The sequence below is a fragment of the Kitasatospora sp. NPDC003701 genome (assembly GCF_053587085.1).
This window is the reverse complement of record NZ_JBSFNM010000043.1, coordinates 20972-47521: the sequence shown is the minus strand read 5'-3', so window position 1 is coordinate 47521 and position 26550 is coordinate 20972. Positions and strand designations below refer to the sequence as shown.

25 protein-coding genes and 1 pseudogene are annotated in these 26550 nt (G+C 74.7%); 13 read left to right on the top strand and 13 right to left on the bottom strand.

Annotation, left to right across the window (positions count from 1 at the left end; all coding sequences use genetic code 11):
* Positions 1 to 8: 8 nt before the first annotated feature.
* On the bottom strand, positions 9 to 962 hold the full coding sequence (locus tag ACWDRR_RS30950; RefSeq protein WP_449775557.1) for a DUF389 domain-containing protein: 954 nt from the start codon (positions 960 to 962) through the stop codon (positions 9 to 11).
* Positions 963 to 1170: 208 nt separating this feature from the next.
* Here ACWDRR_RS30950 and ACWDRR_RS30945 point away from each other — a divergent pair, with 208 nt between their 5' ends.
* The 3 genes from ACWDRR_RS30945 to ACWDRR_RS30935 are packed head-to-tail and all read left to right on the top strand — an operon-like array spanning position 1171 to position 5596.
* On the top strand, positions 1171 to 3000 hold the full coding sequence (locus ACWDRR_RS30945; RefSeq protein WP_449775556.1) for a glycoside hydrolase family 15 protein: 1830 nt from the start codon (positions 1171 to 1173) through the stop codon (positions 2998 to 3000).
* Positions 3001 to 3022: 22 nt separating this feature from the next.
* Positions 3023 to 3958: a cyclase family protein gene (locus ACWDRR_RS30940; protein ID WP_449775555.1), complete on the top strand. Its 936-nt coding sequence runs from the start codon at positions 3023 to 3025 to the stop codon at positions 3956 to 3958.
* Positions 3959 to 4015: 57 nt separating this feature from the next.
* The gene (locus ACWDRR_RS30935) at positions 4016 to 5596 is read left to right on the top strand and encodes a GMC oxidoreductase (RefSeq protein WP_449775554.1); all 1581 of its coding nucleotides are present in this window, start codon (positions 4016 to 4018) and stop codon (positions 5594 to 5596) included.
* Positions 5597 to 5621: 25 nt separating this feature from the next.
* Here ACWDRR_RS30935 and ACWDRR_RS30930 read toward each other — a convergent pair whose 3' ends face one another.
* The 5 genes from ACWDRR_RS30930 to ACWDRR_RS30910 all read right to left on the bottom strand — a co-directional run bounded on the left by ACWDRR_RS30930 (position 5622) and on the right by ACWDRR_RS30910 (position 12043).
* The gene (locus ACWDRR_RS30930) at positions 5622 to 7412 is read right to left on the bottom strand and encodes a cation:proton antiporter (protein ID WP_449775553.1); all 1791 of its coding nucleotides are present in this window, start codon (positions 7410 to 7412) and stop codon (positions 5622 to 5624) included.
* 64 nt (positions 7413 to 7476) lie between these two features.
* Positions 7477 to 8496 carry a cytochrome d ubiquinol oxidase subunit II gene (locus tag ACWDRR_RS30925; protein ID WP_449775552.1) on the bottom strand — a complete coding sequence of 340 codons (1020 nt, stop codon included), beginning with the start codon at positions 8494 to 8496 and terminating at the stop codon, positions 7477 to 7479.
* Positions 8493 to 9956, bottom strand: a complete 1464-nt coding sequence (locus ACWDRR_RS30920; RefSeq protein ID WP_449775551.1) for a cytochrome ubiquinol oxidase subunit I — start codon at positions 9954 to 9956, stop codon at positions 8493 to 8495. Before ACWDRR_RS30920 ends, ACWDRR_RS30925 begins: the two co-directional genes overlap by 4 nt.
* 129 nt (positions 9957 to 10085) lie before the next feature.
* Positions 10086 to 10922: an SDR family oxidoreductase gene (locus tag ACWDRR_RS30915; RefSeq protein ID WP_449775550.1), complete on the bottom strand. Its 837-nt coding sequence runs from the start codon at positions 10920 to 10922 to the stop codon at positions 10086 to 10088.
* A gap of 146 nt (positions 10923 to 11068) precedes the next feature.
* Entirely contained in the window at positions 11069 to 12043 is a 975-nt protein-coding gene (locus tag ACWDRR_RS30910) for a 2-hydroxyacid dehydrogenase (RefSeq protein WP_449775549.1), read from the bottom strand.
* Positions 12044 to 12227: 184 nt separating this feature from the next.
* On the opposite strand from ACWDRR_RS30910, the gene ACWDRR_RS30905 reads away from it, so the two are divergent.
* Positions 12228 to 12740, top strand: a complete 513-nt coding sequence (locus ACWDRR_RS30905) for a gluconokinase (RefSeq protein WP_449775563.1) — start codon at positions 12228 to 12230, stop codon at positions 12738 to 12740.
* 75 nt (positions 12741 to 12815) lie between these two features.
* Here the strand turns inward: ACWDRR_RS30905 and ACWDRR_RS30900 are convergent.
* Positions 12816 to 13717: pseudogene (locus tag ACWDRR_RS30900) on the bottom strand (siderophore-interacting protein).
* Positions 13714 to 14745: an ABC transporter substrate-binding protein gene (locus ACWDRR_RS30895; RefSeq protein ID WP_449775548.1), complete on the bottom strand. Its 1032-nt coding sequence runs from the start codon at positions 14743 to 14745 to the stop codon at positions 13714 to 13716. The pseudogene ACWDRR_RS30900 and the gene ACWDRR_RS30895 overlap by 4 nt, the downstream one beginning before the upstream one ends.
* A gap of 137 nt (positions 14746 to 14882) precedes the next feature.
* Between ACWDRR_RS30895 and ACWDRR_RS30890 the strand changes: the two genes are divergently transcribed.
* The 7 genes from ACWDRR_RS30890 to ACWDRR_RS30860 all read left to right on the top strand — a co-directional run bounded on the left by ACWDRR_RS30890 (position 14883) and on the right by ACWDRR_RS30860 (position 22027).
* The gene (locus ACWDRR_RS30890) at positions 14883 to 15974 is read left to right on the top strand and encodes a FecCD family ABC transporter permease (protein ID WP_449775547.1); all 1092 of its coding nucleotides are present in this window, start codon (positions 14883 to 14885) and stop codon (positions 15972 to 15974) included.
* Complete coding sequence (locus tag ACWDRR_RS30885) at positions 15971 to 17029, top strand: FecCD family ABC transporter permease (RefSeq protein WP_449775546.1); 1059 nt, start codon at positions 15971 to 15973, stop codon at positions 17027 to 17029. Before ACWDRR_RS30890 ends, ACWDRR_RS30885 begins: the two co-directional genes overlap by 4 nt.
* Positions 17030 to 17078: 49 nt before the next feature.
* Positions 17079 to 17918: an ABC transporter ATP-binding protein gene (locus tag ACWDRR_RS30880; RefSeq protein WP_449775545.1), complete on the top strand. Its 840-nt coding sequence runs from the start codon at positions 17079 to 17081 to the stop codon at positions 17916 to 17918.
* Between the two features lie 359 nt (positions 17919 to 18277).
* Positions 18278 to 18592 (top strand): hypothetical protein, encoded by a 315-nt coding sequence (locus ACWDRR_RS30875; RefSeq protein WP_449775544.1) that lies wholly within the window; start codon positions 18278 to 18280, stop codon positions 18590 to 18592.
* A gap of 3 nt (positions 18593 to 18595) precedes the next feature.
* The gene (locus ACWDRR_RS30870) at positions 18596 to 20722 is read left to right on the top strand and encodes a hypothetical protein (protein WP_449775543.1); all 2127 of its coding nucleotides are present in this window, start codon (positions 18596 to 18598) and stop codon (positions 20720 to 20722) included.
* A complete protein-coding gene (locus ACWDRR_RS30865; protein ID WP_449775542.1) occupies positions 20722 to 21726 on the top strand; it encodes a hypothetical protein in 1005 nt (334 codons plus the stop codon). The genes ACWDRR_RS30870 and ACWDRR_RS30865 overlap by 1 nt, the downstream gene beginning before the upstream one ends.
* Before the next feature lie 127 nt (positions 21727 to 21853).
* A complete protein-coding gene (locus tag ACWDRR_RS30860) occupies positions 21854 to 22027 on the top strand; it encodes a CsbD family protein (protein ID WP_449775541.1) in 174 nt (57 codons plus the stop codon).
* 97 nt (positions 22028 to 22124) lie between these two features.
* On the opposite strand, the gene ACWDRR_RS30855 is transcribed toward ACWDRR_RS30860, so the two are convergent.
* From ACWDRR_RS30855 to ACWDRR_RS30840, 4 genes are all read right to left on the bottom strand, one after another.
* On the bottom strand, positions 22125 to 22487 hold the full coding sequence (locus ACWDRR_RS30855) for a hypothetical protein (RefSeq protein WP_449775540.1): 363 nt from the start codon (positions 22485 to 22487) through the stop codon (positions 22125 to 22127).
* Positions 22488 to 22601: 114 nt separating this feature from the next.
* Positions 22602 to 23534, bottom strand: a complete 933-nt coding sequence (locus tag ACWDRR_RS30850; protein WP_449775539.1) for an NAD-dependent epimerase/dehydratase family protein — start codon at positions 23532 to 23534, stop codon at positions 22602 to 22604.
* 107 nt (positions 23535 to 23641) lie between these two features.
* On the bottom strand, positions 23642 to 24139 hold the full coding sequence (locus ACWDRR_RS30845; protein ID WP_449775538.1) for a GreA/GreB family elongation factor: 498 nt from the start codon (positions 24137 to 24139) through the stop codon (positions 23642 to 23644).
* Between the two features lie 164 nt (positions 24140 to 24303).
* A complete protein-coding gene (locus ACWDRR_RS30840; RefSeq protein ID WP_449775537.1) occupies positions 24304 to 24732 on the bottom strand; it encodes a VOC family protein in 429 nt (142 codons plus the stop codon).
* Between the two features lie 78 nt (positions 24733 to 24810).
* Here ACWDRR_RS30840 and ACWDRR_RS30835 point away from each other — a divergent pair, with 78 nt between their 5' ends.
* Positions 24811 to 25671, top strand: a complete 861-nt coding sequence (locus ACWDRR_RS30835; protein ID WP_449775536.1) for a helix-turn-helix domain-containing protein — start codon at positions 24811 to 24813, stop codon at positions 25669 to 25671.
* 117 nt (positions 25672 to 25788) lie between these two features.
* On the opposite strand, the gene ACWDRR_RS30830 is transcribed toward ACWDRR_RS30835, so the two are convergent.
* Complete coding sequence (locus tag ACWDRR_RS30830; RefSeq protein WP_360629181.1) at positions 25789 to 25989, bottom strand: hypothetical protein; 201 nt, start codon at positions 25987 to 25989, stop codon at positions 25789 to 25791.
* 183 nt (positions 25990 to 26172) lie between these two features.
* Between ACWDRR_RS30830 and ACWDRR_RS30825 the strand changes: the two genes are divergently transcribed.
* Positions 26173 to 26427 (top strand): hypothetical protein, encoded by a 255-nt coding sequence (locus tag ACWDRR_RS30825; RefSeq protein ID WP_449775535.1) that lies wholly within the window; start codon positions 26173 to 26175, stop codon positions 26425 to 26427.
* Positions 26428 to 26550: the final 123 nt, after the last annotated feature.

Sequence of the window (26550 nt, the reverse complement as noted above, 5' to 3'; positions counted from 1 at the left end):
CCGGCGCCTCACGCCCCCACCTCCCGGGCCCGGCGGCGGCCGACCCGGCGCCAGACGTCCCGTTGCAGGCGGAGCGTGCCGGTGCCCACCGCGATCAGCACCACGATGTTGACCAGCAGTTGGAGGAGCGAACCCCAGGCCGACCTCCAGCTGGCGAAGGCGGCGGACACCGCGATGTCCGCCGCCGCCGGAATCGTGGTGACCGAGATGAACACGCCCAGCAGGGCGCTCGTCCTCGCCTCGGTGAGCGAGACGATGCCGACCACGCCGGCCAGCCCCGCCACGGCGAAGGAGAAGAAGTCGGGAGTGTCGATCAGCTCGGAGACCGGCCGCACGCCCCGGCGGAACGCCTCCGATTCGAAGCCGAATCCGCGGATCAGCAGGCTGAAGACCAAGGTGGCGGCGATGGCGAGGAGGAAGCCCAGGCAGAGGGCGGACAGCCCCTGGCGGATCCGCCGGCGGTCGTGCTGGTCGATGCCCAGCGCGACGGCCACGATCGCCCCGTACTCGGGGCCGACGACCATCGCGGCGACGATCAGGATCTGGGAGTTGGTGACGATCCCGACCGCGCCGATGAGACCGGCGACGACCAGGTAGAGGTAGAAGCTCGGCGCGTACGTCCCCTGGGCGCGGATCCGTGCCTCGACCTCCTCCCAGACGGGCGCGTGCGCGAGGGCGCCGAGCCGGCTCTCCCCGGCCTCGGCGCCGCCGCCGACGAAGGCCATGTCGACCGGTTCGATGACGATGGAGCCCTGGCGGTCCAGGTGCACCGCGCGCAGCGCGCGCAGGACGTCGTTCGCGGCGCCGGTCAGCACGTCGCAGACGATCGCGTCGCCGTCCGGGTTCCGCGCCGCACCGGGTTGCACGATCAGGTTGAGGACGGACGGGTCACCGGCGAGGAGGGCGACGATCCGGTCGGTGAGATCCGGTGGGCTCACCATCCGGACGTGGATCATGTCCAATCCTGCACCTCCACGGGATTCGGCGGCCCGGCCGGCCGCCGACCCTGGCAGGATCCCCCATCCGGACCGCTCCTTCGCGGCAACGCTCCGCAGCGGGTGCGCGCCTTGCCCCGCCGCAGGTCCACCGGCCGGGGCGGCCGCAAACGGGCACATCGGTCGGGCCGGGTCGATAGTGAGAGGAAAGGACCCTACCGACCCGGGGACCCTCATGGATCGCTACCCGCCCATCGCCGAGCACGGCCTCATCGGGGACCTGCAGACCGCCGCACTGGTCACCTCGCGGGGCGTCGTGGACTGGTTCGCCGCTCCGCGCTTCGACTCCCCCAGCATCTTCGCGGCCCTGCTCGACCACGACCGCGGCGGCTACTTCCGGCTCGCGCCGAACGACCCCGACGTGGCCTGCAAGCAGCTGTACTACCCGGACACCGCACTGCTCGTCACCCGGTTCATGTCGCCCGACGGGGTCGGCGAGGTGATCGACTGGATGCCGCCGAACACCGGCCGCACCCCGACCGACCGGCACACCATCGTCCGGACGGTACGGACCGTGCGCGGCACCGTCCACTACGACATGGAGTGCCGCCCGCGGTTCGACTACGGCCGGGCCGACCACGACCTCGACCTGCGGCCCGATCTCGCCGTCTTCCGGGCACCGGGCGTCTGCGCCTACGTCCGCAGCACCTTCCCGGTGGAGCGGGACGGCAACGACCTGCGGGGCTCCGTCACGCTGAACGTCGGCCAGTCGGCCGCGGTCGTCCTCACCGTGTGCGAGCCCGGCGGCGAGCCGCCACCGCCGCCCACCGTCGACGGGATCACCCGGGACCTCTGGGGCGCCGCCGATTTCTGGCAGGGGTGGGTGCACGGCTCCAACTACCGAGGCCGCTGGCCCGACATGGTCAACCGCTCCGCCATCACCCTCAAGCTGCTGACGTACGCCCCGACCGGCGCGCCGGTGGCCGCGGCCACCATGGGCCTGCCCGAGCAGGTCGGCGGCGAGCGCAACTGGGACTACCGCTACACCTGGGTGCGCGACGGCGCGCTCTCCGTTCGCGCCCTGCTCGACCTCGGCTTCGTCGAGGAGGCGACCGCCTTTATGCACTGGCTCGGTGACCGCGTGCGCGAGGCGCCCGAGCGGGCCGCGACCAGCCGCGAGCCGCTGCAGATCATGTACCGGGTCGACGGCGAGCCGATCCTGACCGAGGAGATCCTCGGCCACCTGGAGGGGTACCGCGGCTCCGCGCCGGTGCGGCTGGGCAACGCGGCCGCCGACCAGCTCCAGCTCGACATCTACGGCGAGGCGATGTACGCGCTGTCGGAGGGCCGCGAGATCGCCCTCCAGGCCGGCTACCGGGGCTGGAAACTGCTGGCGGGGATGATGGACTGGCTGGCCGACTCCTGGGACCGGCCCGACGAGGGCATCTGGGAGACCCGCGGCGGGCGCCAGGACTTCACCTACAGCCGGGTGATGTGCTGGGCGGCCTTCGACCGGGGGCTGCGCCTGGCCTCCGACTTCCGCCGCCCGGCCCACACCGAACGCTGGACGCGGACCCGGGACGCCATCCTGGAGCAGGTCATGGAGCGCGGCTGGAACGACCAGCTGCAGGCCTACGTGCAGCACTACGGCGGGGCCCCCGTCCTCGACGCCTCGCTGCTGCTGATGCCCCGGGTCGGGTTCGTGGCCCCCCGGGACCCGTCCTGGCTCTCCACCCTGGACGCGATGGACCGCACCCTGGTCTCCGACAGCCTGGTCTACCGCTACGACCCGGCCGCCTCCCCCGACGGCCTGCGCGGCTCGGAGGGCACCTTCAGCCTCTGCACCTTCCTCTACGTGGACGCGCTGGCCCGGGCCGGCCGGCTGCGGCCCGCGCGGTACACCTTCGAGAAGATGCACACCTACGCCAACCACGTCGGCCTGTTCGCCGAGGAGGTCGGGCCCAGCGGTGAGCAACTCGGCAACTTCCCGCAGGCGTTCACGCACCTGTCGCTCATCATGGCGGCCGGCACCCTGGACGAGGCCCTGGACCGGCAGCGCGGCTGAGGCGCCCCGAGGAGCGACGGCCATGGACGCGGCGGCGCACGGCCGGCAGGTCCGGCAGAGCCACGAGGACTTCCGGGCCCTCTACCGGCGCCTGCGGCAGCGGGCCCCGGGCGGTGCCGGCGGCGCGGTGGCCGCGATCACCCCGGACCGCGTCCGCGCGGCGGCGGCCGAGGTCAGCACCGGCCGGACGGTGACGCTGGCCGCGCCGGTCGAGACCGCGGCCGGCCCCGACAACCCGCAGCCCGCGGCCCACCGGCTCACCGGCCCGTCCGGGACCGCCGACGGCCCCGGACTCCGCTTCGCCACCGACCACTTCGGCATGAACGTGCACGGCGACGCCGACAGCCACCTCGACGCCCTCTGCCACGTCGTCTACGACGGCACCCTGTACGGCGGCGTGCCCGCCGCGACCCTCACCCCCGAGGGCGCGACGGCGCTGTCGGTGGAGCTGGTCCGCGACGGGATCGTCGGCCGGGGCGTGCTGCTCGACATCCCGCGGCTGCGCGGGGTGCCGTGGCTGGAGCCCGGCGAGCACGTCGGCGCCGACGAGTTGACGGCCGCCGAGCAGCACCAGCACGTCCGGTTCGGCGCGGGCGACCTGCTCTTCGTCCGGGTCGGCCACCGCCGCCGGCGGACCGAGACCGGCCCGTGGGACGCCGCCGGGGCCCGGGCCGGCCTGCACCCGACGGCGATGGAGCTGCTGGCCGAACGCCGGGTGGCCGCCCTCGGCAGCGACGGCAACAACGACGTCGCGCCCTCCGTCACCGAGGGTGTGGACTTCCCGGTGCACGTGCTGGCCGTGCACGCCCTCGGGCTGTACCTCCTCGACTACCTCCAGTTCGAGGACCTGGTGCCGCTCTGCGAGCGGGAGGGCCGCTGGTCGTTCCTCTGCGTGGTCGCGCCGCTGCGGCTCCCCCGGGCCACCGGCTCGCCCGTCAACCCGATCGCGATCCTCTGACCGACCCCGCGTGGCGGGCCCGCCCGCCACGCCGACCCACGAGCCGAGGTGGCCTCCATGGCCGAGAACCAGCACTACGACGTCATCGTCATCGGCACCGGAGCGGGCGGCGGCACGCTCGCCCACCGGCTCGCCCCGACCGGGAAGCGCGTCCTGATCCTGGAGCGCGGCGGCTACCTCCCCCGGGAGCGGGACAACTGGGAGTCGACAGCGGTCTTCGTCCGGGCCAAGTACCGGGCCCCCGAGTTCTGGTACGACAAACACGGCGAGCAGTTCCCGCCCGAGGTCAACTACTACGTCGGCGGGAACACCAAGTTCTACGGCGCCGCCCTGTTCCGCCTGCGGCCCGAGGACTTCGGCGAGTTGCACCACCACGGCGGCATCTCCCCGGCCTGGCCGATCCGTTACGAGGACCTGGAGCCCTACTACACCCAGGCCGAGCACCTCTACCTGGTGCACGGCCGGCACGGCGAGGACCCGGGCGAGGGCCCGGTCAGCGCGCAGTACGCCCACCCGCCGGTGCGGCACGCGCCCCGGATCCAGCAACTCAGCGACGACCTGGAGAAGCACGGCCTGCACCCGTTCCACCTGCCGATCGGGGTGAACCTCACCCAGGACGAGGAGGGCCGGGCGACCCCCGACAGCGTGTGCATCCGCTGCGACCGGGTCGACGGCTTCCCCTGCCTGGTCCGCGGCAAGGCGGACTCCCAGGTGATCTGCGTCGAGCCGGCGCTGCAGCACGAGAACGTCAGCCTGGTCACCGGCGCCAACGTCCGCACGCTGGAGACGGACGAGGGCGGCCGCACGGTGACCGGGGTGGTCGCGGAGCTGGCGGACGGCTCGACGGAGCGGTTCCGCGGCGACATCGTGGTGGTCGCCTGCGGAGCGGTGAACTCCGCCGCGCTGCTGCTGCGTTCGGCGAACGACCGGCACCCCCGCGGCCTGGCCAACAGCTCCGACACCGTCGGCCGGCACTACATGCGGCACAACAACCTGGCGCTGATGGCCGTGTCCGAGGAGCCGAACGACACCCAGTTCCAGAAGACGCTGGCCTTCAACGACTGGTACCTCGGCGCCGACGACTGGGACTACCCGCTCGGCGGCGTCCAGATGCTCGGCAAGTCGGACGCCGACCAGATCAAGGGCGAGGCACCCCGCTGGGCCGGGCTGGCCTCGCCCGACCTGCCCTTCGAGGTACTCGCCCACCACGCGGTCGACTTCTGGCTGTGCGGCGAGGACCTCCCGCAGCCGGAGAACCGCGTGACGCTGGACGCCAACGGCGACATCCACCTCGCGCTGGACGAGAAGAACAACATCGAAGGGCTGAAGCGGCTGCGGCACAAGTTCCAGGGCATGCTGGGCGGGCTCGGCATGCACCCGCACCACCTGCTCCCGCACAGCCTGTACCTGCACAAGGGCATGCCGATCGGCGCCACCGCGCACCAGGCCGGTACGGTCCGCTTCGGCACCGACCCGGCGGCCTCGGCCCTGGACGTCGACTGCAAGGCGCACGACCTCGACAACCTGTACGTCGTGGACACCGGCTTCTTCCCGAGCATCGGCGCGGTGAACCCGTCCCTCACCGCGATCGCCAACGCGCTGCGCGTCGGTGACCACATCGCCGAGCGCATCCGCTGAGCGGGCCGCCACGGCCCGGCGGGGCCTACTCCGCGGCTGCGGGCCCGGCCGCCGACGGTGCCGGCGCCGACGGTGTCAGCAGGACGGCGATGTCACCGCCGTCCGGCGCCGGGGCGGTGGCGCCGGTGACGGCGGTGAGCCGCCCGTCCGGCCGTACCAGGAACAGCACGTCGTGCCCGGCCGGGATCGCGCCGTCGACCCGGTGGGTGACGATCCGGCCGCCGCCCGCGTACCGGCGGGCCAGTTCGGGCCGGTTCAGCCCGGGCCCGAACAGCGCCTCGCCGTCGGTGTACGGGGCGACCACGCCGTGGCTGCGGGTGGGCGGCTCCAGCCGGTGGACGGGGCCCTCCACCGTCTCCTTGAGGGTCATCGCCGCGAGCGCGTTGAAGTCGTCCTCGTCGGTCAGCAGCAGGACGTCGGTGATGCCCTCCAGCTCGGCGCCGGCACCGGTGGCGGCGGCGAGCAGTTCGCCGGGGGCCAGGGCCAGACCGGCCTCCTCGATGCTCCGGCGCTCCCGGTCCAGGCCGGCCCACATGAGCACGTCCAGGCCCGCCGAGCGCAGCGCGCGGCCCAGCTCCACCACCCAGGGGCCGCCACCGACCAGCAGCGGCCGCGACCGCGCCGAGCGGCGGACCCGGAGGAACCGGGCGACCGGGAGTGCGGTCAGGCCGTAGACCATGACGGTGGCGACGATCACGACGAAGGTGGCCGGGAGGATGTCCTGGGCGCCGTCGACGCCGGCGCCGACCAGGGCGGCCGAGAAGGTCGAGGCGGTGGCCGCGGCGACGATGCCGCGCGGTGCCATCCAGCCGATGAACCAGCGCTCCGGGTAGGGGATCTCGGTGCGGGCGGTGGAGAGCAGCGCCACCAGGGGCCGGACCACCAGGACGAGCACGGCGACCAGGCCGAGCGTGGGCAGCGCGACATGACGCAGCGACTGCGGGGTCACGGTGGCCGAGATGGTGATGAACAGCACGCCGATGGTCAGCGAGACCAGCGTCTCGAAGAAGGGCCGGCGGGCCGAGAGGTTGAGACCCGGCAGGTTGGCCAGGGCCATGCCCATCACCACGGCGGCGATCAGGCCGGTGTCGTCGCGGAAGGCGTCGCAGGCCGCGGAGACCGAGACCACGGTGGCGAGCTGCACCGTCGTTCCGAGCACCTCGCCGAGGTCGAGGCGACGCAGCAGCAGCCGGATCACCGCCGCTCCGGCGGCGCCGCCGGCCAGGCCGACCACCGCGCTGCCGAGGAACTTGCCCAGCTGGGTGGCCGGGCTGTGCTGTTCGCCGGCCAGCACGCCGTGGAAGACCAGCGCCCCGAGGATGCCGCCGAGCGGGTCGATCAGCGTGCCCTCCCAGACGAGGATGCGCTGCAGGCGTTCGGTCGGGCGGACGAAGCCGAGCAGCGGCCCGACCACGGTCGGCCCGCTGACCACGAGGATGGCGCCCAGCATCACGGCCGCGCTCAGCGACATGCCGAGGACGGGGACGGCGAGCAGCGCCGCCGACGCCCAGGTGACCAGGGCCCCGAGCCAGATCAGCCGGACGACGACCCTGCGGGTGTGCCCCTTGAGCTGGTGCAGGTCGAGCCCGAGCCCGGCGTCGTAGAGGATCACGGCCACGGCCAGCGAGACCAGCGGGGAGAACGCCTGGCCGAGCAGCTTGTCGGGGTTGACGTCGTCGGTCAGCGCGCCCGCGGTGAACCCGGCCGGCAGCAGCAGGAGGATCGCCGGCACCCGCAGCAGGCTCGCCAGCAGCTGGGAGCCGACGGCCAGCGCCGTGATCAGCCCGAGGCCCACCGTGACCTGGGTCGATGTCATCGCTCCCGCTCCTCGGCTGCCGTCCCGCCGGTCGGACCGGCCGGGCCGTCGCCCGGCGGGCCGGTCATCCGGCGACGTCCTCGTCGGTGAGGGGTTCCAGCACGCCGTGCGTGTCGAGGCGGTACAGCACGACCAGCGCCGGGCCGATCAGCACGAGCGACACGGCCGCGACGATCAGCATCCACTGGAGCGGCGCACTCGCCCCGGCGGCCTGCTGGACGGTCAGCGAGGTGGGCACCAGGTAGGGCCGCTGGGCGAAGCCCCAGGCGCCGACCAGCAGGACCACGACGGCCACCGAGGTGTACCGGGCCCACCCGGCGGCCGGGCCGGCGACCAGCCAGACCGTGGCCGCCAGCGCCACCGCCGCGACGATGCCGAGGGCGAGCCCGGCGCCGTGGGTGAGCCCGTGGTGGACGTAGCCGGCGTGCGGGTCGGTCACGGTCAGGCCGATCACCCCGAGGACGACCAGGCCGGCGGCGGCGATCCGGGCCCGGAGCCGGAAGTAGCCGACGAGGTCGTGGGCGCCGAAGCGGCGGGCGTCCACGGTGAGGAACACCGCGCCGAGGAAGGCGGTGACCGCCACGGCGAGCAGTCCGGCCATGATCGACGTGGTGTTGGCCCACGCGTCGGCCGAGGCGGTGGTGCCGGGCGCGACCCGGCCGGAGGCCACCCCGCCGACGGCGGCGCCCAGGAAGAACGGCGTGAGCAGCGAGGAGACGGCGAAGACGGCGCCGTAGATCCGCCGCTCGGCGAGGCGTTTGGTGGGCTTGCGCAGCGCGAACCCGGCGCCGCGCAGGACCATGCCGACGGCCGCCAGCGCCAGCGGGAGCCACAGGGCGGTGAAGACGGTCTGGAAGAACACCGGGAAGCCGGTCCACATCACCACGAAGACGAAGATCAGCCAGACGTTGTTGACCTCCCAGACCGGCGCCATGGCGTGGTCGATCAGCCGGCGCGGCCGTCTGCCGCGCTCGGCGCCGCCGGCCAGCAGGTCCCAGAACCCGGCGCCGTAGTCCACGCCACCGCCGCCGGCGTAGGCGGCGATGGCGAGCAGCAGGATCCAGGCGACGACGGTCGCGGTCACAGCTCGCCCCCGGGTGCTCGACGGGTGCCCGGCGCGCCGGCGGCCGGCTCCGGCCGCGGACCGTACGGTGTGTCGGCCTCCGGGTCCTCCGCGGCGGCCTGCCCGGAGCCGGAGTCGGCGAGGCGCCAGCGGGTGCGCATCTTCAGGACGACGGCGAGGAACGCCCCGAAGACGAGCACGTAGACCGTGACGACGACGCCGAACATGGTCCACAGCGAGGCGGCGCCGGTGGGGGTGACCGCCTCGGAGACCCGCATGTTCTGGTAGACGATCCAGGGCTGCCGGCCGACCTCGGTGGTGATCCAGCCGCACTCCACCGTCACCACGCTGGCGACGCCGGCGACGGCCGCGCTGCGGAAGAACCAGCGGGACCTCGGCAGGTCGCGGCGCCGCCACCAGCACCAGGCGTACCAGAGGGCGAGCAGGATCAGGACGCTGCCGATGGTCGCCATGATGTCGAAGGCCCAGTGCGCGATGGTCGCCTGGAGCGCCGTGGGCCGGTCGTCGGCCGGGACCGAGCTGAGCCCGGTGACCTGGGTGTCGGTGCTCAACCCGGCCAGGACGGAGTCGAGTTGGGGGATCTTCAGACCGCCCTTGACGCTGCCGTCCTCCTGGAGGCGGCCGAACAGGTACTCGGGGACGTGGGTGTCGGTCTCCCAGACCAGCTCGACGGCGGCGAACTTGATCGGCTGCTTCTGGAAGATCTGCCGCGCGATGTTGTCCCCGAGCACGAACTGGACGGGGGTGAGGATCGCCGCGACGGTGAACGGCACGGTGAAGCCGAGGCGGTGGTAGTGGTCGCGGCGGCCGCGCAGCCAGCCGACCGCGTAGACGCCGGCCACCACGTAGCCCGCGGTCAGGAACATCGCGACGGCGAAGTGCCAGTACTGCGGGCCGAACATCGGGGTGAAGATCGCCTGCTGGACGCTGACGTTCACCGGCCTCCCGGCCGGGTCGAGGGTGAACCCCTGCGGGGTGTTCATCCACGAGTTCGCCGCGATGATGCCGAACGCCCCCATCAGGGCCGCCAGCGGCAGCGGCACGCCGAGCCAGAAGTGCGTCCACGGCTTCAGCCGGCGCCAGCCGTAGAGGTAGATCGCGATCAGGATCGCCTCCAGGAAGAACGCCCAGGCCTCGACTCCGAAGCCGAGCCCGAAGACGTCCCCCCAGCGGCCCATCATGCCGGGCCAGAGCAGCCCGAACTCGAAGGACAGCACCGTGCCGGTGACGATGCCGACCGCGAACTGGACGGCCATCACCGCGGACCACCGGCGTGCCAGCAGCAGCGCGACCGGGTCGGCGCGGCGCAGGCCCCGGTAGTGCATCAGCAGGGTGATCAGGGGCAGCGCCACGCCCAGCGGCACCAGGGTGATGTGGGAGGCCAGCGTGAACGCCATCAGCTCCCGGGCGGGGAGCAGCTGCGCGGGGGTGTCCGCCAGGAGGTGTGCGGCGGTGTTCATACGGACCTCCGCGGCCGGTGCGCGGCCCGTGCGGCGCACGGGGCGGTGTACGGGGCGCGGCGGGCGCTTCGGGCCCCCGGCCGGCGGTCGGCCCCACGGTTGTCCACGGTGCGGTCGTCCACGGCGCGGTCAGCCTCCGGTGGCGAAGCCGGGGAAGAGGGTCATCCCGCCGTCGACGTACAGGGTGGTGCCGACGACGTAGTCCATCAGGTCGGAGGCCAGGAGGGTCACCGCCCTGGCGATGTCCTCCGGATCGCCGACCCGGCGGTAGGGGATCAGCTCGAGGAGGTCGGCCTCGGCCTGCGGGGTGTCCCAGGCGGACGTGTTGATGGGTGTGCGGATCGCGCCGGGCGCGACGGCGTTCACCCGGATCCCCTGCGGAGCGAGCTCCTGCGCCAGGGTCTGCATCAGCATCAGGACGCCGCCCTTGGAGGAGGCGTAGTTCACGTGGCCCGCCCAGGGGATGATCTGGTGGACCGAGCTCATGCAGACGATCTTGCCGGCCGAGCGGGACACCTCCGGGACGACGCCGCGGCGGACGAACTCCTTCGTCGCCTCCCGGGCGCACAGGAACTGGCCGGTGAGGTTGACGTCCAGCACCTTCTGCCACTGGGCGAGGGTCATGTCGGTGACGGCGGCGTCCCGTTGCAGGCCGGCGTTGGCCACCATGATGTCGATCGTGCCGAACTCCTCGACCATCCGCGCGACCATCGCCACGACCTGGTCCTCCTGGGAGACGTCCGCCTCGTGGGCGTAGGCCCTCACCCCGAAGGACCTGATCTCCTCGACCACCTCCTCGGCGGCCTCGGCGCCGGAGACGTAGTTCACCACGACGTCGGCGCCGGCCCGGCCCAGGCCGATCGCGGTGGCCTTGCCGATCCCGGAGTTCGCACCGGTCACCAGGGCCTTCTGCCCCCGGAGGATCGGTGGCACCGACCGCCGGTCCTCGTCCACAGGCGCTGCCATGACTGTCTCCCGTCGTTCGCCGCAAGCCGGCACCGGGGGTCCACACTCGTGGGCGCGGGCCGTCGGCCGGGCGGACGGCTCGCACCGGTCGGCCATTCGGGTCGGCGGGATCCCCCGGAGGGCGCAACCGGGCGCCGCCGCCGTGCTCAGGCGGCCGGCGGGGCCACCACGTTGGCCAGCGGTTCGCCGGCCAGGAAGCGCTCCAGCTGGGTGCGGACCAGGCGCAGCGCCCGGGGCAGGAAGGCGGTGCTGTTGCCGCCCACGTGGGGGCTGATCAGGGTGTGGGGGGCGTGCCAGAGGGGGTGGCCGGCGGGCAGCGGCTCCGGGTCGGTGACGTCGAGCGCCGCGGCGAGCCGGCCGGCCCGCAGCTCGGCGAGCAGCGCGCCGGTGTCCACCACCGCGCCGCGGGCGACGTTGACCAGCAGCGCGCCGTCCTTCATCCGGGCGAGGAAGCCGGCGTCGACCAGCCCCCTCGTCCCGTCGGTGAGCGGGACGGTCAGCACCACCACGTCGGCGCGCGGCAGCAGGTGCGAGAGGTCGGCGAAGGCGTGCACCGGCCCGCGGGGAGCCGTCCTGGCCCGGCGGGCGATCCGCAGCACCTCGCACTCGAACGGCAGCAGCCGCTCCTCGACGGCCGCACCGATCGAGCCGTGGCCCACCAGCAGCACCGTGCGGTCGGCGAGCGAGGCGAACGCGCCGCCCTCCCCGCGGCCGTCCTCCCAGCGGCCGGCGTCCTGCGCCCGGACGAAGCCCGGCACACCCCGCAACGAGGCGAGCACCAGGGTGACGGCGAGTTCGGCCGTACTCGCGTCGTGGACACCCCGCGCGTTGCACAGCAGCACGCCCGGCGGCACGGCGGGGACCAGGTCGTCGACGCCCGCCGACAGGCTCTGCACGACGCGCAGCCTCGGCATCCGGGCGAGCAGCGGGAGGGCGGCCGACGTGCGGCCGTAGGGGACGACGAAGAACTCCACCTCGTCGAGCACCCGCTGGGCCGGGCCGTCGGAACTCCCGTCCCACACCGTGACGGCGGCCGCCGGTGGGCCGCCGACCCGCTCGGGCGGGTAGGGCAGCAGGATCCTGGCCGGGGGGCCACCGGGCTCGGTGCTGGACGGGCTCATACCGCGATCCCAACAGCGATCACCGGCGGCGGCAATCCGCGCGGCTCGCCCGGGGCCGGTCGTTGGCGCGGCGCGGCTGGGCGGCCTGACCCGCATGATCTCCTGGGACGGCCGTCCAGCCCACGTGCGATCCGGGAGAGGCCCTGTGGAGACGTCCGAACCGGCACCCGCCGTCGTCGTGGTCATGGGGGTCTCCGCCTCGGGCAAGAGCACGCTGGGCCGGCTGCTCGCGCGGGAGCGCAAGGTGCCCTTCGCGGAGGGCGACGACTTCCACCCGGCGGCGAACATCGCCAGGATGGCGGCCGGACACGCCCTGACCGACGAGGACCGGGAGCCGTGGCTGAGCAGCCTGGCCGACTGGATCCGGCGCACCACCCGGGCCGGGGCGGGCGCCGTCGTCTCCTGCTCGGCGCTCAAACAGGAGTACCGCGACGTCCTGCGGGCCGCCGGACCGGGCGTCCGGTTCCTGTACCTGGCCCTGGACCGGGAGGTCGCGCACGCCCGGATCGCCCGGCGCGCCGGGCACTTCATGCCGACCGCGCTCCTGCGGTCGCAGTTCGACACCCTGGAGCCGCTCCAGCCCGACGAGCCCGGGGTGACCGTGGACGCCGACGCCGACCCCGGTACCGTCCTGCGCCGGGCCCGGGAGGCGCTGGCCCGGTTCGAGGCCCCCGGACCGCCGGAGCCGGGGCCCTGACGGGGGCTTCGCCGTGCCGTTCGGCCGGCCGGCCGCACGAGCGGGCGCGGCCGGCCGGGGCGGTCGACCCGGCGGCTACCCGGCCTCGGCGGTGCCCGCCTCGTGGGCGGCCAGGGCCTCGGCGCGCAGGTCCTCCTCGGAGGCGCCGCGGCGCCAGTAGCCGGAGAACTCGATCCGGCGCCGGTCGATGCCGCGCTCGCCGACCAGGTGGCGGCGCAGGGCGCGGACGGTGCCGGCCTCGCCCGCGAGCCAGGCGTAGACCTGACCGTCGGGCTCGTCCTCGGCGGGCAGGGTCGCGCCGCGGACCGCCGGGAGCAGCAGGTCGGTGCCGACCAGCCACCGCGTCTCGGCCGTCGCCCGGGTGGGCAGGTCCTGGATGTCCGCGGTCTGCGGGACTTGCAGGAAGGCCTGCACGGTGACGTCCGCCGGGAGCCACTCCAGGATCGCGGCGGCGGCGGGCAGCGCGGTCTCGTCGGCGGCGAGCAGGACGGTCCTGGTCCCGGCCGGGGGGCGGAAGCCGACGCTGCGGTTGTCGGCGACGGCGGGGCCGAGCAGCAGCACCCGGTCGCCCGGTTCGGCCCGGGCCGCCCAGCGGGAGGCCGGCCCGGTGTCGCCGTGCAGCGCGAAGTCGACGTCCAACTCCGTGCCGCCGCCCGGGAGATAGCGCTGGGCCCGGACGGTGTAGGAGCGCATGACGGCCCGGACGGACTCGTCGAGGGCGCGCCACGCGGCGAACCAGCCGGCACCCTCCTCGACGGGCAGCACCGGGGCGTCCTGGCCGGGGTGCGGGAGGAAGAGCGAGAAGCTCTGGTCTCGGCCGCCGCTCGCGAAGCCGTCCAGCCCCGCGCCGCCGAGGGTGACCCGGACGGTGTTGGGCCGAGCCGCAGGCTCCGGACCACCTCGGCGGCGAAGAAGCGGAACTGCTCGGCGGCCTGCGCCACCGCGGTGTCGACGTCCTCGGTACCCACCGTGCTCACCCGAGCTTCTTGGCGCTCTGGACGGCCTTGGCGAGGTTCTCCAGCAGCGGGGCCGCGCCCAGCCAGGAGAAGCGCGGCACGGCGTCCCACGGGGTGACCTGGCCGGCCTTGACGGCGGGCAGCGCGGACCAGGTGGGCTTGGCCGCGAGGTCGGCGGGCTGGAGGGCGGTGCTCCGGTTGTCGAGCAGGATCAGGTCCGCCTGGTACTTGGCCGCGTTCTCCCAGCTCAGGCCCTCGTAGTAGCCGGTGGGGTCGAGCGTGTCGGGGACCACGAAGTCGATGCCCAGCTCACGGAAGTACATCAGGTCGGTGCTGAGCGCCGGGTTGGAGACGTAGAAGAGGTCGGCGCTGCCGGAGGCGGCCATGACCTTGATGCCGCCGGCGGCCTTGGCGGCCTGGCGCAGCGTCTCGGCGGCGGCCTCGAACCGGGCCTTGGCGTCGGTGACCTGCTTGGCGTTCAGGTCCGCGCCGAGCGAGGCGGCCAGCTCGGCGTACCGCTTGATCGGCTCGGGCAGCGGCACCCGGGCGGTGGTGATCGCGACGCTGGGCGCGAGCGCGAGGATCTTGTCCTTGCTCTCGTCCGGGACGTACCAAAGGGCGTCCGGGTCGTACATGTGGGTGACCAGGAGGTCGGGGCGCAGCGCGGCGTACTTCTCGATGGCGAACTCGCCCCAGGCGTTGCCGACGATGGTGACCCGGTCGACGTCGAGGTTGCCGGCGGCCGGGTCGGCCTTGCCGTCCGCGAGCTTGGTCTCGCCGAACACGCCGACCAGCCGGGAGTCCAGGCCGAAGTCGTGGAGGGCGGCGGCGGTGCCGGTGAAGGCGACGATCCGCCGGGGGGTGCTCTTGGCGGTGACGGCCTTCTTCCGGTCGTCGGTGAAGGACCAGGCCTTGCCGTCGGCGGAGTCCTGGCCGCCCGCTCCCTTGGAACCGCCGCCGCAGGCGGCGAGTGCGGCGCCGAGGCCGGTGACGCCGGCGGCGGTGAGCAGGGTGCGGCGGGTGGGCCGGGGCGGACGGGCGATGGGCATGGGGGTGCCTTTGTTCGGTAGGTGCTGGTACGGGGCCGGTGCTGCCGACGGCCCGAGATCGATCTTAGGTTAGCCTAGCCTTTTCTCCGCCGACGCTTCCCCGGCGGCACCCGTCCGTCCGTTCCCGGAGCAGCACCATGCACGTCGTCACCTCCCGTTCGGAGCCGCCCGAGCGGACCGGACCGCCCGAGCGGACCGGCCCGGCCGACACGCCCGCACCGGCCGCACCCCGGCGCCGGACCGGCGGCCGGACCCGCGCGCTCGGCCTGGTCGCCGCCGTCCTCCTGCTGGCCGCCGTCCTGGTGCTCAGCATCGCGGTGGGCGCCAAGTCGCTCTCCCCCGCCGAGGTCTGGCACGGGCTCACCGACCCCGCCTCGCCCGCGTACACCGTGGTGACCCGGATGCGACTGCCGCGCACCCTGCTCGGGCTGCTCGCCGGCGCCGCGCTCGGGCTGGCCGGCGCCGTCATGCAGGCCGTCACCCGCAACCCGCTCGCCGACCCCGGCCTGCTGGGCATCAACGCGGGCGCCTCGGCGGCCATCGCCTCGGCGATCGCCTTCCTCGGCATCGGCGGCTTCACCGGCTACGTGTGGTTCGGCCTGCTCGGCGCCGCCGTGGTGTCCGTGGCGGTGTACGCGGTCGGCGGCGGGCGGCAGGCCACCCCCGCCCGGCTGGCGCTGGCCGGCGCCGCCCTGAACGCCGCGCTCTACTCGTACGTCAGCGCCGTGATGCTGCTGGACTCGGCCTCGCTGGACCGGATGCGCTTCTGGACGGTCGGCTCGCTGGCCTCGGCGCTGCCCTCGACCGTCACCGCCGTGGCGCCGTTCGTCCTGACCGGCCTCGTCCTCGCGCTCGCGCTGGCCCGCCCGCTGAACGCGCTGGCCATGGGTGACGAGTCCGCCCGGGCGCTGGGCGCCCACCCGGCCCGGGTGCGGGCCGGCGCCATCGTGGCGGTCACCCTGCTGTGCGGGGCGGCCACCGCCGCCTGCGGGCCGATCGTCTTCGTCGGCCTGACGGTGCCCCACCTGGTCCGCGCCCTCACCGGGCCCGACCTGCGCTGGATGCTGCCGTACTGCGCCGTCCTCGCACCGGTGCTGCTGCTCGGCTCGGACGTGCTCGGCCGGGTGCTCGGCCGGCCCGGCGAGCTCCAGGTCGGCATCGTCACCTCGGTGCTCGGCGGCGTGTTCTTCCTGATCTTCGTCCGTCGTGGAAAGGCGGCCCGGGCATGAGCGCGACCACGCGAACCGCCGACCGGACCAGGACCGTGCGCACCCCGGGCGGCCTCTCGGTGCGGTACCGGCCCCGGGCCGTGATCGCCGGCGCGGCCTGCCTGCTCGCCGCCCTCGCGCTCGCCGTGGTGACGCTCGGCAGCGGCGACTACCCGCTCGACCCGGTCGAGGTGATCCGCGCCCTGACCGGCGGCGGCGACCCGGCGGCCGACTTCATCGTCAACGAGCTGCGCCTGCCGCGCGTGGCGACGGCGCTGCTCACCGGCGCCGCGCTCGCGCTCTCCGGCGCCGTCCTGCAGGCCCTGGTGCGCAACCCGCTGGGCAGCCCCGACATCCTCGGCGTCACCCAGGGCGCGGCCACCGGCGCGCTGCTGGCCGTCACGGCCGGCGGCGGCAGCCTGGTCCTGGCCGGCGGCGCGGTGGCCGGCGGGGTCGCCGCGGGAGCGCTGATCTGGGCGCTGGCCCGGCATCAGGGCGTCGGCGGCCACCGGCTGGTCCTGGTCGGCATCGGTGTCGCCGCCGTGCTCACCGGGGTGAACGGCTACCTGCTCACCCGGGTCAAGCTGACGGAGGCCGCCCGCGCCCTGCTCTGGCTCACCGGCAGCCTCGACGGACGCGGCTGGGACGACGCACTGCCCCTGCTGGTCGTGCTCGCCGTCCTCGTCCCCGTGGTGCTGCTCGCCTGCGGACCGGGCCTGCGGATGCTGGAGATGGGGGACGACGCGGCCGTCGCCCTCGGGGTGCCGGTGGCGCGGATCCGCCTGACCCTGCTGGCCGCCGCCGTGCTGCTCGCCTCGGTCGCGGCGGCGGCCGCCGGGCCGGTCTCCTTCGTGGCGCTCACCGCGCCGCAGCTGGCCCGCCGGCTCACCCGCGCCCCCGGGCCCAACCTCCTCGCCTCGGTCGCCCTGGGCGCCGCGCTGCTGGCCGGCGCCGACCTCGCGGCCCAGTACGCCTTCGGGGAGCGGCAGCTGCCCGTCGGTGTGGTGACGGGCGTCCTCGGCGGCGGCTACCTGGTCTGGCTGCTCGCCGCCCAGCGCCGCGCCGGACGGCTGTGAGGAGACCCCCGTGCCCATCGACCCGAGTTCGGACGGAAGAGACCACGCCATGACGCCCGTACCCCAGCAGGACCGACCGGACGCCAGCCGCCTCGCCGGGCGGGGGCTGACCCTCGGCTACGACCGGCGGATCATCGCCGAGGGCCTCGACGTCGCGATCCCCGACCACTCCTTCACCGTCATCATCGGCCCGAACGCCTGCGGCAAGTCCACCCTGCTGCGCGCCCTCGCCCGGGTGCTCAAGCCCGCCGCCGGGGCGGTGCTGCTCGACGGACAGGACATCGCCGGGCTCCCGGCCCGTCAGGTGGCCCGCACCCTGGGCCTGCTGCCGCAGTCCTCGGTGGCCCCCGAGGGCATCACCGTCGGCGATCTCGTCGCCCGGGGCCGCTACCCGCACCAGGGCCTGCTGCGCCAGTGGTCGCGCGAGGACGAGCGGATCACCGAGGAGTCGATGGCCGCCACCGGCGTCGCCGAGCTGGCGGACCGCACGGTGGACGAGCTCTCCGGCGGTCAGCGCCAGCGGGTGTGGATCGCCATGGCCCTCGCCCAGCAGACCCCGCTGCTGCTGCTCGACGAACCGACCACGTTCCTGGACATCAGCCACCAGGTCGACGTGCTCGACCTGTGCGACCGCCTCCACCGCGAGCAGGGCCGCACCCTGGTCGCCGTCCTGCACGACCTCAACCAGGCGGCCCGGTACGCCGGCCATCTGATCGTGATGCGCGACGGCCGGGTGGTGGCCGCCGGGGAGCCCGGCGCGATCCTCACCGCCGAGCTGGTCGAGGAGGTCTACCGGCTGCCCTGCCGCGTCATCGAGGACCCGGAGACCGGCACCCCGCTGGTCGTCCCGGCCGCCCCGGCCGGGAGGGCGGTGCCGGCCCGGAAGTGAGCGGTGCCGGCCCGGAAGTGAGCGGTCGCGGACAATCATGACGAAACCTTTACTCCGGGGGCCAGGAGCCCGGGTACGCGCTCCCTGACCTGCGTGAACGACCGCCGGGCGACCGGCCGGGCCGCGGTGTGCACCCCCGGGCCCGGCCGGAGCCCCGGGCCGGGCCCCTTCGCTCCCGGGATCGAACGCCCGCCGTCCAGTACGATCGCGCCGACCATGCGCCCGGTGGGTCGACGGCACGTCCGGTGACGATCAGCGCACTCAGGAGCCCGGCGGGCCCCGGGAGTTGCGCGCGGCACAACCGCTCCCCGTCCCCGGCCGGGCGCGCGAGGGAACGCACGGAACGGGGGCGGGCGAGCATGGGCACACCGGCAGGCGGCGGTCAGTTCAGTCTCAACAGCCAGGCGATGAACGGCGCGCAGTCGGCGCTGAACGGCATGGCACTGGACAGCGGGATTATCGGGGCGCTGGCCGACGAGTCGACCGCCGCCGCGGCCGCGGCGCACAAGGGCTGGGACACCGCCGGGGCGCTGCGCGCGGCACTGACCGAGTGGCACGAGCAGGTGGACCAGTTGACCGCGCGGCTGCACCGGAACAGCTCCGCGATGCAACAGACCACGTTCAACTACCACACCACCAACCAGTCCATCGCCGACTCGCTCAAGGTGAAGTGACCCATGCTCGGATACGAGGACGTCCTCAACGCGAACCCCGGCACCCTCTCCACCGCCGCGACGCAGTGGCGGGCGATGGCCGACCGGTTCCACGCCATGGAGGGCAGCTTCGACCGCGACGTGCTCTCGGTGACCCGCAACGGGCTGTGGACGGGCGGCACGGCCGGTCTGGCCGACTTCCAGCTCCTGGCCACCAAGGGCCAGATCACGGCCGCACAGGTCGAGGCGAAGGCCGTCGCCTCGCTGCTCGACGACGCGCGCGCGGACTTCGAAGCCGCCCAGAAGCAGGTCCGCGAGGCGGCCGACGGCGCGGTCAAGGCCGGCTTCAAGGTCACCGGCACCGGTGTCGCCGTCCTCGACCCCACCACGCTCGACCCGGGCACCCGCAACGACCTCCACCACGACGCCGACACCCAGCGGGCCTACCAGGAGGCCGCGGGCCAGTGGACGAAGGCCATCGAGGCCGGCATCCAGCGCGCCACCGACGCCGACCAGCGGGCCGCACACGCCCTGCGCGGCGCCTCGAAGGCCGGCAGCATCGACAACTCCTTCAACGGCCGGGCTCTGGGCGGCGGGGACAAGGCCGACGCGCAGCGGGCCGCCGACCTCGCCACCCGGATCGACAGCCTGAACGCCGACGAGCGGGCGCAGTTGGCGAACCTGATGAAGGCCAGTGCGGACAGCCCGGAGTTCTCGCGGACGCTGCTGGACACGCTCGGCCCCGACGGCACCCTGAAGCTCGCGGAGAAGCTCAACAACCCCGGCAAGGACGACGGGAAGAAGGGCAGCTACCCCGGCCTGCAGACCGATCTCACCCGGGCCGTCGCCTCCGCCACCCAGGACCCGACCACCGAGTTCTACAAGAAGTGGCGCGCGGGCCTGAAGGAGAGCGGCACCAGGAACTTCGGCTCCAACACCGAGCCGGTCTACGGGTACCAGATCCTCAGCACCCTGATGACCAAGGGCGACGCGAAGTACTCGACGCCCTTCCTCACCGACCTCGCCGACGACATCACCGCGAGCGAGAAGGACCACCCGGGCCTCTGGAGCTACAAGGCCTCCCACGACGGCACCTCCATCGGCGCCGACCCGCTGGACGAGGTGCTCGGCGTGATGGGCCGCCAGCCCGAGGCCGCCACCTCCTACCTCGACCCCGGCGCCGACGGCGCCAACAAGCGGCTGCACTACCTGCTGAAGGACCGCGACTGGCCGGAGGGCTACCTCACCGGCTACGGCGTGATGAAGATGCCCGACCCGCTCTCCCAAAGCGGGCTGGCCGCCGCGATCGAGGCCGCCTCCACCGGCGAGCGGGCCGGCACCGCGCACGACGGCAAGCACACCGAGGCCCAGGCCCGGGTCATGCACGACACCATCGTCACCCTGGACGAGGGCCACGGCGGCGACAAGATCAAGGACACCCTGCGCCGGCCGCTCGCCAACGCCCTCGCCGACTACGTCGGGGACACCCACGAGCTGCTCAACGGCCGCAACGACGCCTACAACGGCCACCTCGGGCACGACTCGGTGTGGAAGGACGGCGACACCACCCGGATGGCCGTCGGCCAGGACAGCCTGGTGCGGTTCATGCGCGGTCTCTCGGACGACCCGGCGGCCTACGGCACCCTGCACCGCGCCGAGACCGGCCGGATCGACCAGGAGTTCGCCGCCATCGGCCCCAACCCGACCGAGGCCCAGATGAAGGACCCGATGGGCAAGGGCGCCGCGGCCCTCGGGGTCTTCGACGCGATCCGGGCGGACGCCGCGATGGACCTGCGCGACGACAAGAACGCCCAGGCCGACTGGAAGGCCAAGGTCCTCTACCACACCATCGGCGCCCCGATCACGCCGATCGCCCCGCTCGGCGACGCCGCCCAGCGCCTGGTCGACACCTGGACGTACGCGGTCAGCCTGGAGGAGAAGGACCAGAACAACACCGAGGCCAACGCCAAGATCTCGGACACCTACCTCGGGGCCAACCGCCAGATGTCCGACATGGTCGGCATCTGGGCGAGGGACCGCGGCATGGACCCGGACGGCCCGACCGTCAACTCCCTGCAGGACGACATGCTCAACAGCCGCAACCGCAGCAACGACGTCGCCGGCCGCTACCTCGGCCGGGGCAACGCCTGATGGCGGCCGCCCCCACCGCCCGCCGCGCCGCGGCCGCCGCGATCGCCCTGGTGGTGGCGGCCGCGGTCGGCACCGGGCTGTGGTGGACGCTCGGGCGCGACGACCCCGACCGGGACTGCGCCGGCCTGCGCACGGACGACGGCGTGCGCACCGTCCTCGGGGCGTCCTGGCGCTCCGGGCTGCCGTGCGGCGAACTCGCCGACGGGCTGCGCCGCGCCACCACCGGCGAGCAGCCCGGCGTCCACACCCCGGCGCAGGCCCACGCGATGCGCACGGTCGTCCTGGCCGTCGCGGACGCCGCGCACGTCCGCGTGCACCCGGACGTGCGCGGCCCGCTCGCCCGGGCCCTCGCGGACTACGCCGCCGACACCCATGCGGTGCTCACCGGCATCAGCGACACCGCCATGGCGCACGACGGCCCGGACGCCGACGCCTGGCAGGACGACCGGGGGGTGCACTTCGCCGTCCGCAAGGACCAGCTGACCGGGGTCCTGCGCGGGCTCGCCGAGAGCCCGGCGGCCTACGCGACCCTGCGCGGCGCCGATCTGCGGCAGGGCGCGGCGGGCCTGGCCGCCGTCCCCGCCGGCCCCGCCCGGACCGCGATCGAGGACGCGCTGGCGCGCGCGGCCGCACCCGCCGGGGTCTTCGACGGCATCGCCGACGACGTCCTGCGCGGTCGCGGCGCGGGCGACCGCACGGCGTGGCAGCAGGCGGCGCTCCAGGGCCTGGCCCCCACCGGGCCGACGCCCCCGGCCTTCGGCGACGCCCCCGCCGAGTACCTCGCCCAGAGCTGGCTGCAGCAGCTCGCCCGGCCCGCGCCGACCACGCCGGAACGGTTCGCCCGCCTGGACGAGCAGGCCACCGGGCTCCTGGGCCTCTGGGCCGACGCCACCCGTCAGGACGAGGACGGGATCGGTCTGCCGGCGCTCCAGGACCGGGCCCGCGCGTCCACCGACCGGGAACGGGCCTCGGCGGCCGGGCAGCTGAAGCAGGCCGCCTCCTGACCGGGCCCGGGACGGCACGGCCGGTCTCCCGAGGGCGGTCGCATGAACGCCCCGAATCGGGGCAGACGCGGCACAGGTCCGCTCGGGACACCGGCGGACGGTCCGAACGTCACGAAGGAGATCAGCCATGAGCGGCGAGGACAAGGCCAAGAACATCGCGGAGAAGGCGAAGGGCAAGGCCAAGGAGGCGGCCGGCAAAGCGGTCGGCAACGAGCGCCTGACCGCCGAGGGCAAGGCCGACCAGATGAGCGGCGACGCCAAGCAGGCGGGAGAGAAGATCAAGGACGTCTTCAAGCACTGACCGCTCCGGGGAAGGGTGGTGCCCGCCGCACGGGCGGGCACCCCTCCTCCGGGCGGACGCCGGCCCGGGAGCGCGCTGCCCCGCCGGCCCGGGGCGACTACTCCGGCCGGTGGCCGGGGCGGTGCTCGTCGTGGCCGCAGAGCCAGGCGAGCGCCTGGTAGGCACCGAGGGCGTAGGCGGCGTCGGCCCCGTCCCCGGGCGCCGCGCTCACCCGGACGGCCGCCGCCTGGCATTCGGCGAGGAGCTGTGCGCGGCAGGGGCCGCCGGAGGCCCCGAGCGGAGCGGCAGCCGTCACCGGGGCACCGGGCTGGGCACCGGCGGCCCACCGGTAGGCACCGAGCACGCCGTGCTCGAAACCGGTCCACGGTTGCGGCGACCGGTTGGCCTCCTCGATCGCCTCGAACACCTCGTCCAGCCCCCGCACCCCCACGGCCGGGATCGTCGTCTCGTCACTGGTCATGCCCGAAACCTACGTCGCCCCGCCCACCGCCGCCTGCCGAGCGCGCCACCTCGTCACAGCGCGTTCACCCGTCCTCCGGACGGCCCGTGCGTGTGCGACGCGGCTCGGCGGGAGTCAGCCCTTGGCGCCGGCCCGCTCGCGCCACCACTCCACCGTCGCCCCGACCTGCTCGTCGACGGGGGTGGCCCGGACCGCGAACCCGGCCTCGTAGGCACTCGAATCGATCACGAACGGCCGGTCGAACTGGTAGCGGGTCTCCTTCAGCTCGCGGAGCAGCGGGGAGAACAGCGACGCGGCCCCCAGCACGACCGGCGAGAGCCTGCGCACCGCGACCGGCCCCGTCCCCGCCCGGGCGGCGAGGCGGTCGACCATCTCCCGGCCGGACAGCGCGGGCGCCGTCGGCACGTGCCAGGGCCGCCCCCAGGCCCGTTCCTCGCCCGCGACCTCGACCAGCGCGCGGGCCACGTCGGGGAGGTAGCTCCAGCTGTGCGGGGCGTCCGGATCCCCCAGCGTGGAGACCGGCTTGCCCCGCAGCACCCGCGGCACGACCCGCCCGGCCAGGTGCCCGCCGACGGTCACCCCGGGGCCGAAGAAGTCCGAGGCGCGCACCTCGACCGCCCTGATGCGGCCCTGCTCGTGCAGCCGGCGCGCCTGCTCCCACAGGGCGGCACGCACCCGGCCCTTGGGGCCGGTGGCCGCGAGCGGCAGCTTCTCGGTGATCGGGCCCTCCACCGGGCCGTAGCCGTACAGGTTGCCGAGCATGACCAGGACGGCTCCGCTCGCCTCGGCCGCCGCGCAGGCCGAGGAGGCCAGCGGCGGCCAGTCGCTCACCCAGCGGTGCAGGGGCGGCGCGGCGCAGCTGTGGATCGCGACGGCGCCCCGGGACAGCTCGGTCAGGCGCGCGCTGTCCGCCGCGACGTGCTCGATGCCCGGCTCCGGACTCCGGCCCGACCTGGTGACGACCCGTACCGAATGCCCCTGCCCGGCCAGCAGCCTGGCCGTGGCCGCCCCGGCGGGCCCGAATCCCATAACGACATGAAGGCTCACGCACGCACACTAGCGCGATCGTGCTGGCCCTCCGTCAGCGGTCCGTGCTCCCACGACCGGTGGCCGCACCGCCCGGCCGGACCGCGAACGGGGGCACGGCCCGGCGCTCAGGCCCTGCCGGGTGGTGCGCCGACGGCCAGGACCACCGCGGTGGTCGGCCCGGCGGGGGTGTCGTAGGTGACCGAGTCACCGCTGCGACGACCGAGCAGGGCATGGCCGAGCGGGCTGTCGTAGGTCGCCAGGGTCTGCTCCAACTCGTTGGCGAGTTCGCCGATCTGGACCGTCTCCTCGGTGCCGTCGGCGAACCGCAGGGTCACGCTGGTGCCCACCCCGATCACGTCGGGCGGGGCGGCGGTGGCCGTGGCCGCCTCGCTCAGCCGCGAGGTGACCGCGGCGATCCGGGCGTCCAGGCGGGCGGCCTCGGTGACGCGTTGCAGCTCGTCGGCCTGGTCGGCCAGGTCACCGGCGGTATCGGAGCCGGTGCCCTTCAAGGTCGCCGCGACCGCGTCGCGTTCGATGCGCAACTGGGCGAGCTCCGCTTCGAGGGCCTGGCGGGCCTCGGGGCTGATGGGCTCGGGGCTGGTGGGCTCGGGGCTCCCGGTCATTCCTGCTCCCGTGGTGGTGGCGGGACAGAACAAAGCGCCGTTAACAGGGCATTTCCGAGCATAGCAACTCCCGTTCGGGGCGGTCGCCCGGCGGGATCGTGCGGCCGGCCCGGGCCGCGCGGCCGCACGCGGCACACGGCGGGCCGGGCCGGGCCGGGGGCCGGTCAGTCGCCGGTGGCGGTGGGCCGGTGGTGGACGTACTCGACCACCGTGCCGTCGGGGTGGCGGACGTTGAAACCGGCGCCGGTGGGGACTTCCTGGAGCGGGAAGACGATCTCCGCGCCCTCGGCGAGCAGTCGCTCGTAGTAGGGGCGGACGTCGTCCACCAGCAGCGTGCCGGTGGTGGACCGGAACGGCGCCAACTCCTCCTCGTCACCCGCGATGAGCAGGAACGCGCCGACGGTCGCCAGCCCCAGGGAGCCGAAGGTGAACCTGGCGTCGGCCGTCACCGACTGCAGCCGCTCGTAGAAGGCGACGGCGGCGTCCAGGCCGTCCGGTTCGAGGAAGACCCGGATCAGGACGCGGGGCTCGGCGAGGTGGGAGGAGTCGTTGGTCCGGCGCCACACCCGGGGCGCCTGCTGCTCTGCTGTCATGCCGTCAGCCTCCCCCGCCCCGGCGGGCGATGGCAGGCCACTGTCCCTAGGGGTGAGTCGCACTCATAGGATCAGCGCATGGACGAGTCGCTGCGCCGAGAGCTCGGTGCCCATCTGCGCGCCGCGCGGGCGCTGATCGCCCCGCAGGACGTCGGCCTCGGCGCCGGCGGCCGGCGCCGCTCCCCCGGGCTGCGCCGCGAGGAGGTCGCCACGCTGGCCGGTGTCAGCGTCGCCTGGTACACCTGGCTGGAGCAGGGCCGGGTGAGCACCTCGCGGCAGGTCATCGACGCCGTCTGCCGGGTGCTGCGGATGGATCCGGTCGCGCACCGGCACGCCCTGGCACTGGCCGGGTTCCTGCCTCCGCCCCCGCTCGCCGGGCAGTGGGCGCCGGCCGTACCCGGCCCGGGCACGCTGGCGCTCGTCGACAGCTGGCACGGCACGCCGGCCCTGGTGCTGGACGAGCGCTTCGACGTCCTCGCCGCCAACGCGGCCCACCGGCGCCTGTGGGGCTCCCCGGACGACACCCCGGTCGAGGAGCGCAACCTGCTGCTGCACCTCGCCGCCGGGCCCTCCGGACGCCACCGGATCAGCGCCGGCCCCGCCGACGGGAGCGGCCCCGGCGGGCAGGCCCTGCTGCGCGGCCTCTACGAGCAGTTCCGCGCCGCCACCGCCCACGTCCCCGACGACGCCCGATCCGCGGAGATCGTGCGCCGGCTGCACGCCCTGCGACCGGACGCGGCGCACTGGTGGCAGTGCCGCGCGGTCGCGGACTTCCGGCCGACGACGGTCGAGGTGGTGGACGCCCGGGACGGGGGACGTGTGCTGCGGCTGACGTTCTCGCTGCTGAGGCCGGCGGCCGAGGCCGGGGTGCTGCTGCTCACCCAGCACCCCGCCGACGCCCCGAGCACGACCCTGCTCGGGGCGGCCCTGGCACCCTGACCGGGCGCCCGGTGCACACGCCGGGCGGCCCCCGGCGCGCGGAAAGGGCCGTCCGGGTCGGCGCCGCGGTGGCGTCGACCCGAACGGCCCCGGAAGCGGTCCGCGGGTGCGGGACGCTCAGGGAAGCAGCTTCTCGAGGGCGGCCGGGCCCTCCGCCGCCAGCTTGCGCTCCGCCCACGCGAGGGTCTCCGGGGTGATGTCGCGCCCGGAGGCCAGCACGAGGTCCTCGGCGGTGACCTCACCGCCGGAGCCGGTGTGCAGCAGTGCGTCCGGCGTGACCCCGCCGGGCCACTGGATCGAATCGGGTCGGTCGTTCATACCGTCTCCTAGGTCGTCCGGCACTCCATCCATCCATCCTGGCTCCCGGACCGCGAAAACGGGCATCGGTACGGGGTGCGCAGGGCCAGATGGTGGAACCGGCCGCGGCCACGGCCCCGCCGGCGCACACCGGCGGGGGCCGGGGTGGCGTCGGGACGGCGCCGGAACCCGGACAATGACGGGATGAGCAGCGCACACCCGCAACCCCGCGGCCTCACCGCCCTGATCCCGCAGTCCCGGGCCACCACCGCCAGCGAACGGGCCGCCGCCCAGCTCCTGCACCTGCGCGAGGCCACGCTGCCGGTGCCGGTCGTCGCGGCCGCCGCCGAGCTGATCGCCGAGCGGCTGGACGACCCGGACCCGGTCGCCCGGGAGGTCGCCGCCGCCGTCCACGCCCGCCTGCTCGCCGCCCTGGCGGACATCGCCCCCGCCCGGTGACGACCACCCGCCGACGACCACCCGCCGAGGACCACCCGCCGACGACCGGGGGCCGACCGGCCGGCCCGGCAGCACGCCGGGGGCCGGGCACGGCTACGGCGGAGGTGACCGGCCGGCGGCGGC

Excerpts from the sequence above, each read along its gene's own strand:
- ACWDRR_RS30945 (WP_449775556.1), top strand. The coding sequence starts at position 1,171 with ATGGATCGCTACCCGCCCATCGCCGAGCACGGCCTCATCGGGGACCTG.
- ACWDRR_RS30940 (WP_449775555.1), top strand. The coding sequence starts at position 3,023 with ATGGACGCGGCGGCGCACGGCCGGCAGGTCCGGCAGAGCCACGAGGAC.
- ACWDRR_RS30935 (WP_449775554.1), top strand. The coding sequence starts at position 4,016 with ATGGCCGAGAACCAGCACTACGACGTCATCGTCATCGGCACCGGAGCG.
- ACWDRR_RS30930 (WP_449775553.1), bottom strand. The coding sequence starts at position 7,412 with ATGACATCGACCCAGGTCACGGTGGGCCTCGGGCTGATCACGGCGCTG.
- ACWDRR_RS30920 (WP_449775551.1), bottom strand. The coding sequence starts at position 9,956 with ATGAACACCGCCGCACACCTCCTGGCGGACACCCCCGCGCAGCTGCTC.
- ACWDRR_RS30915 (WP_449775550.1), bottom strand. The coding sequence starts at position 10,922 with ATGGCAGCGCCTGTGGACGAGGACCGGCGGTCGGTGCCACCGATCCTC.
- ACWDRR_RS30910 (WP_449775549.1), bottom strand. The coding sequence starts at position 12,043 with ATGAGCCCGTCCAGCACCGAGCCCGGTGGCCCCCCGGCCAGGATCCTG.
- ACWDRR_RS30905 (WP_449775563.1), top strand. The coding sequence starts at position 12,228 with ATGGGGGTCTCCGCCTCGGGCAAGAGCACGCTGGGCCGGCTGCTCGCG.
- ACWDRR_RS30895 (WP_449775548.1), bottom strand. The coding sequence starts at position 14,745 with ATGCCCATCGCCCGTCCGCCCCGGCCCACCCGCCGCACCCTGCTCACC.
- ACWDRR_RS30890 (WP_449775547.1), top strand. The coding sequence starts at position 14,883 with ATGCACGTCGTCACCTCCCGTTCGGAGCCGCCCGAGCGGACCGGACCG.
- ACWDRR_RS30885 (WP_449775546.1), top strand. The coding sequence starts at position 15,971 with ATGAGCGCGACCACGCGAACCGCCGACCGGACCAGGACCGTGCGCACC.
- ACWDRR_RS30880 (WP_449775545.1), top strand. The coding sequence starts at position 17,079 with ATGACGCCCGTACCCCAGCAGGACCGACCGGACGCCAGCCGCCTCGCC.
- ACWDRR_RS30875 (WP_449775544.1), top strand. The coding sequence starts at position 18,278 with ATGGGCACACCGGCAGGCGGCGGTCAGTTCAGTCTCAACAGCCAGGCG.
- ACWDRR_RS30870 (WP_449775543.1), top strand. The coding sequence starts at position 18,596 with ATGCTCGGATACGAGGACGTCCTCAACGCGAACCCCGGCACCCTCTCC.
- ACWDRR_RS30865 (WP_449775542.1), top strand. The coding sequence starts at position 20,722 with ATGGCGGCCGCCCCCACCGCCCGCCGCGCCGCGGCCGCCGCGATCGCC.
- ACWDRR_RS30860 (WP_449775541.1), top strand. The coding sequence starts at position 21,854 with ATGAGCGGCGAGGACAAGGCCAAGAACATCGCGGAGAAGGCGAAGGGC.
- ACWDRR_RS30855 (WP_449775540.1), bottom strand. The coding sequence starts at position 22,487 with ATGACCAGTGACGAGACGACGATCCCGGCCGTGGGGGTGCGGGGGCTG.
- ACWDRR_RS30845 (WP_449775538.1), bottom strand. The coding sequence starts at position 24,139 with ATGACCGGGAGCCCCGAGCCCACCAGCCCCGAGCCCATCAGCCCCGAG.
- ACWDRR_RS30840 (WP_449775537.1), bottom strand. The coding sequence starts at position 24,732 with ATGACAGCAGAGCAGCAGGCGCCCCGGGTGTGGCGCCGGACCAACGAC.
- ACWDRR_RS30835 (WP_449775536.1), top strand. The coding sequence starts at position 24,811 with ATGGACGAGTCGCTGCGCCGAGAGCTCGGTGCCCATCTGCGCGCCGCG.
- ACWDRR_RS30830 (WP_360629181.1), bottom strand. The coding sequence starts at position 25,989 with ATGAACGACCGACCCGATTCGATCCAGTGGCCCGGCGGGGTCACGCCG.
- ACWDRR_RS30825 (WP_449775535.1), top strand. The coding sequence starts at position 26,173 with ATGAGCAGCGCACACCCGCAACCCCGCGGCCTCACCGCCCTGATCCCG.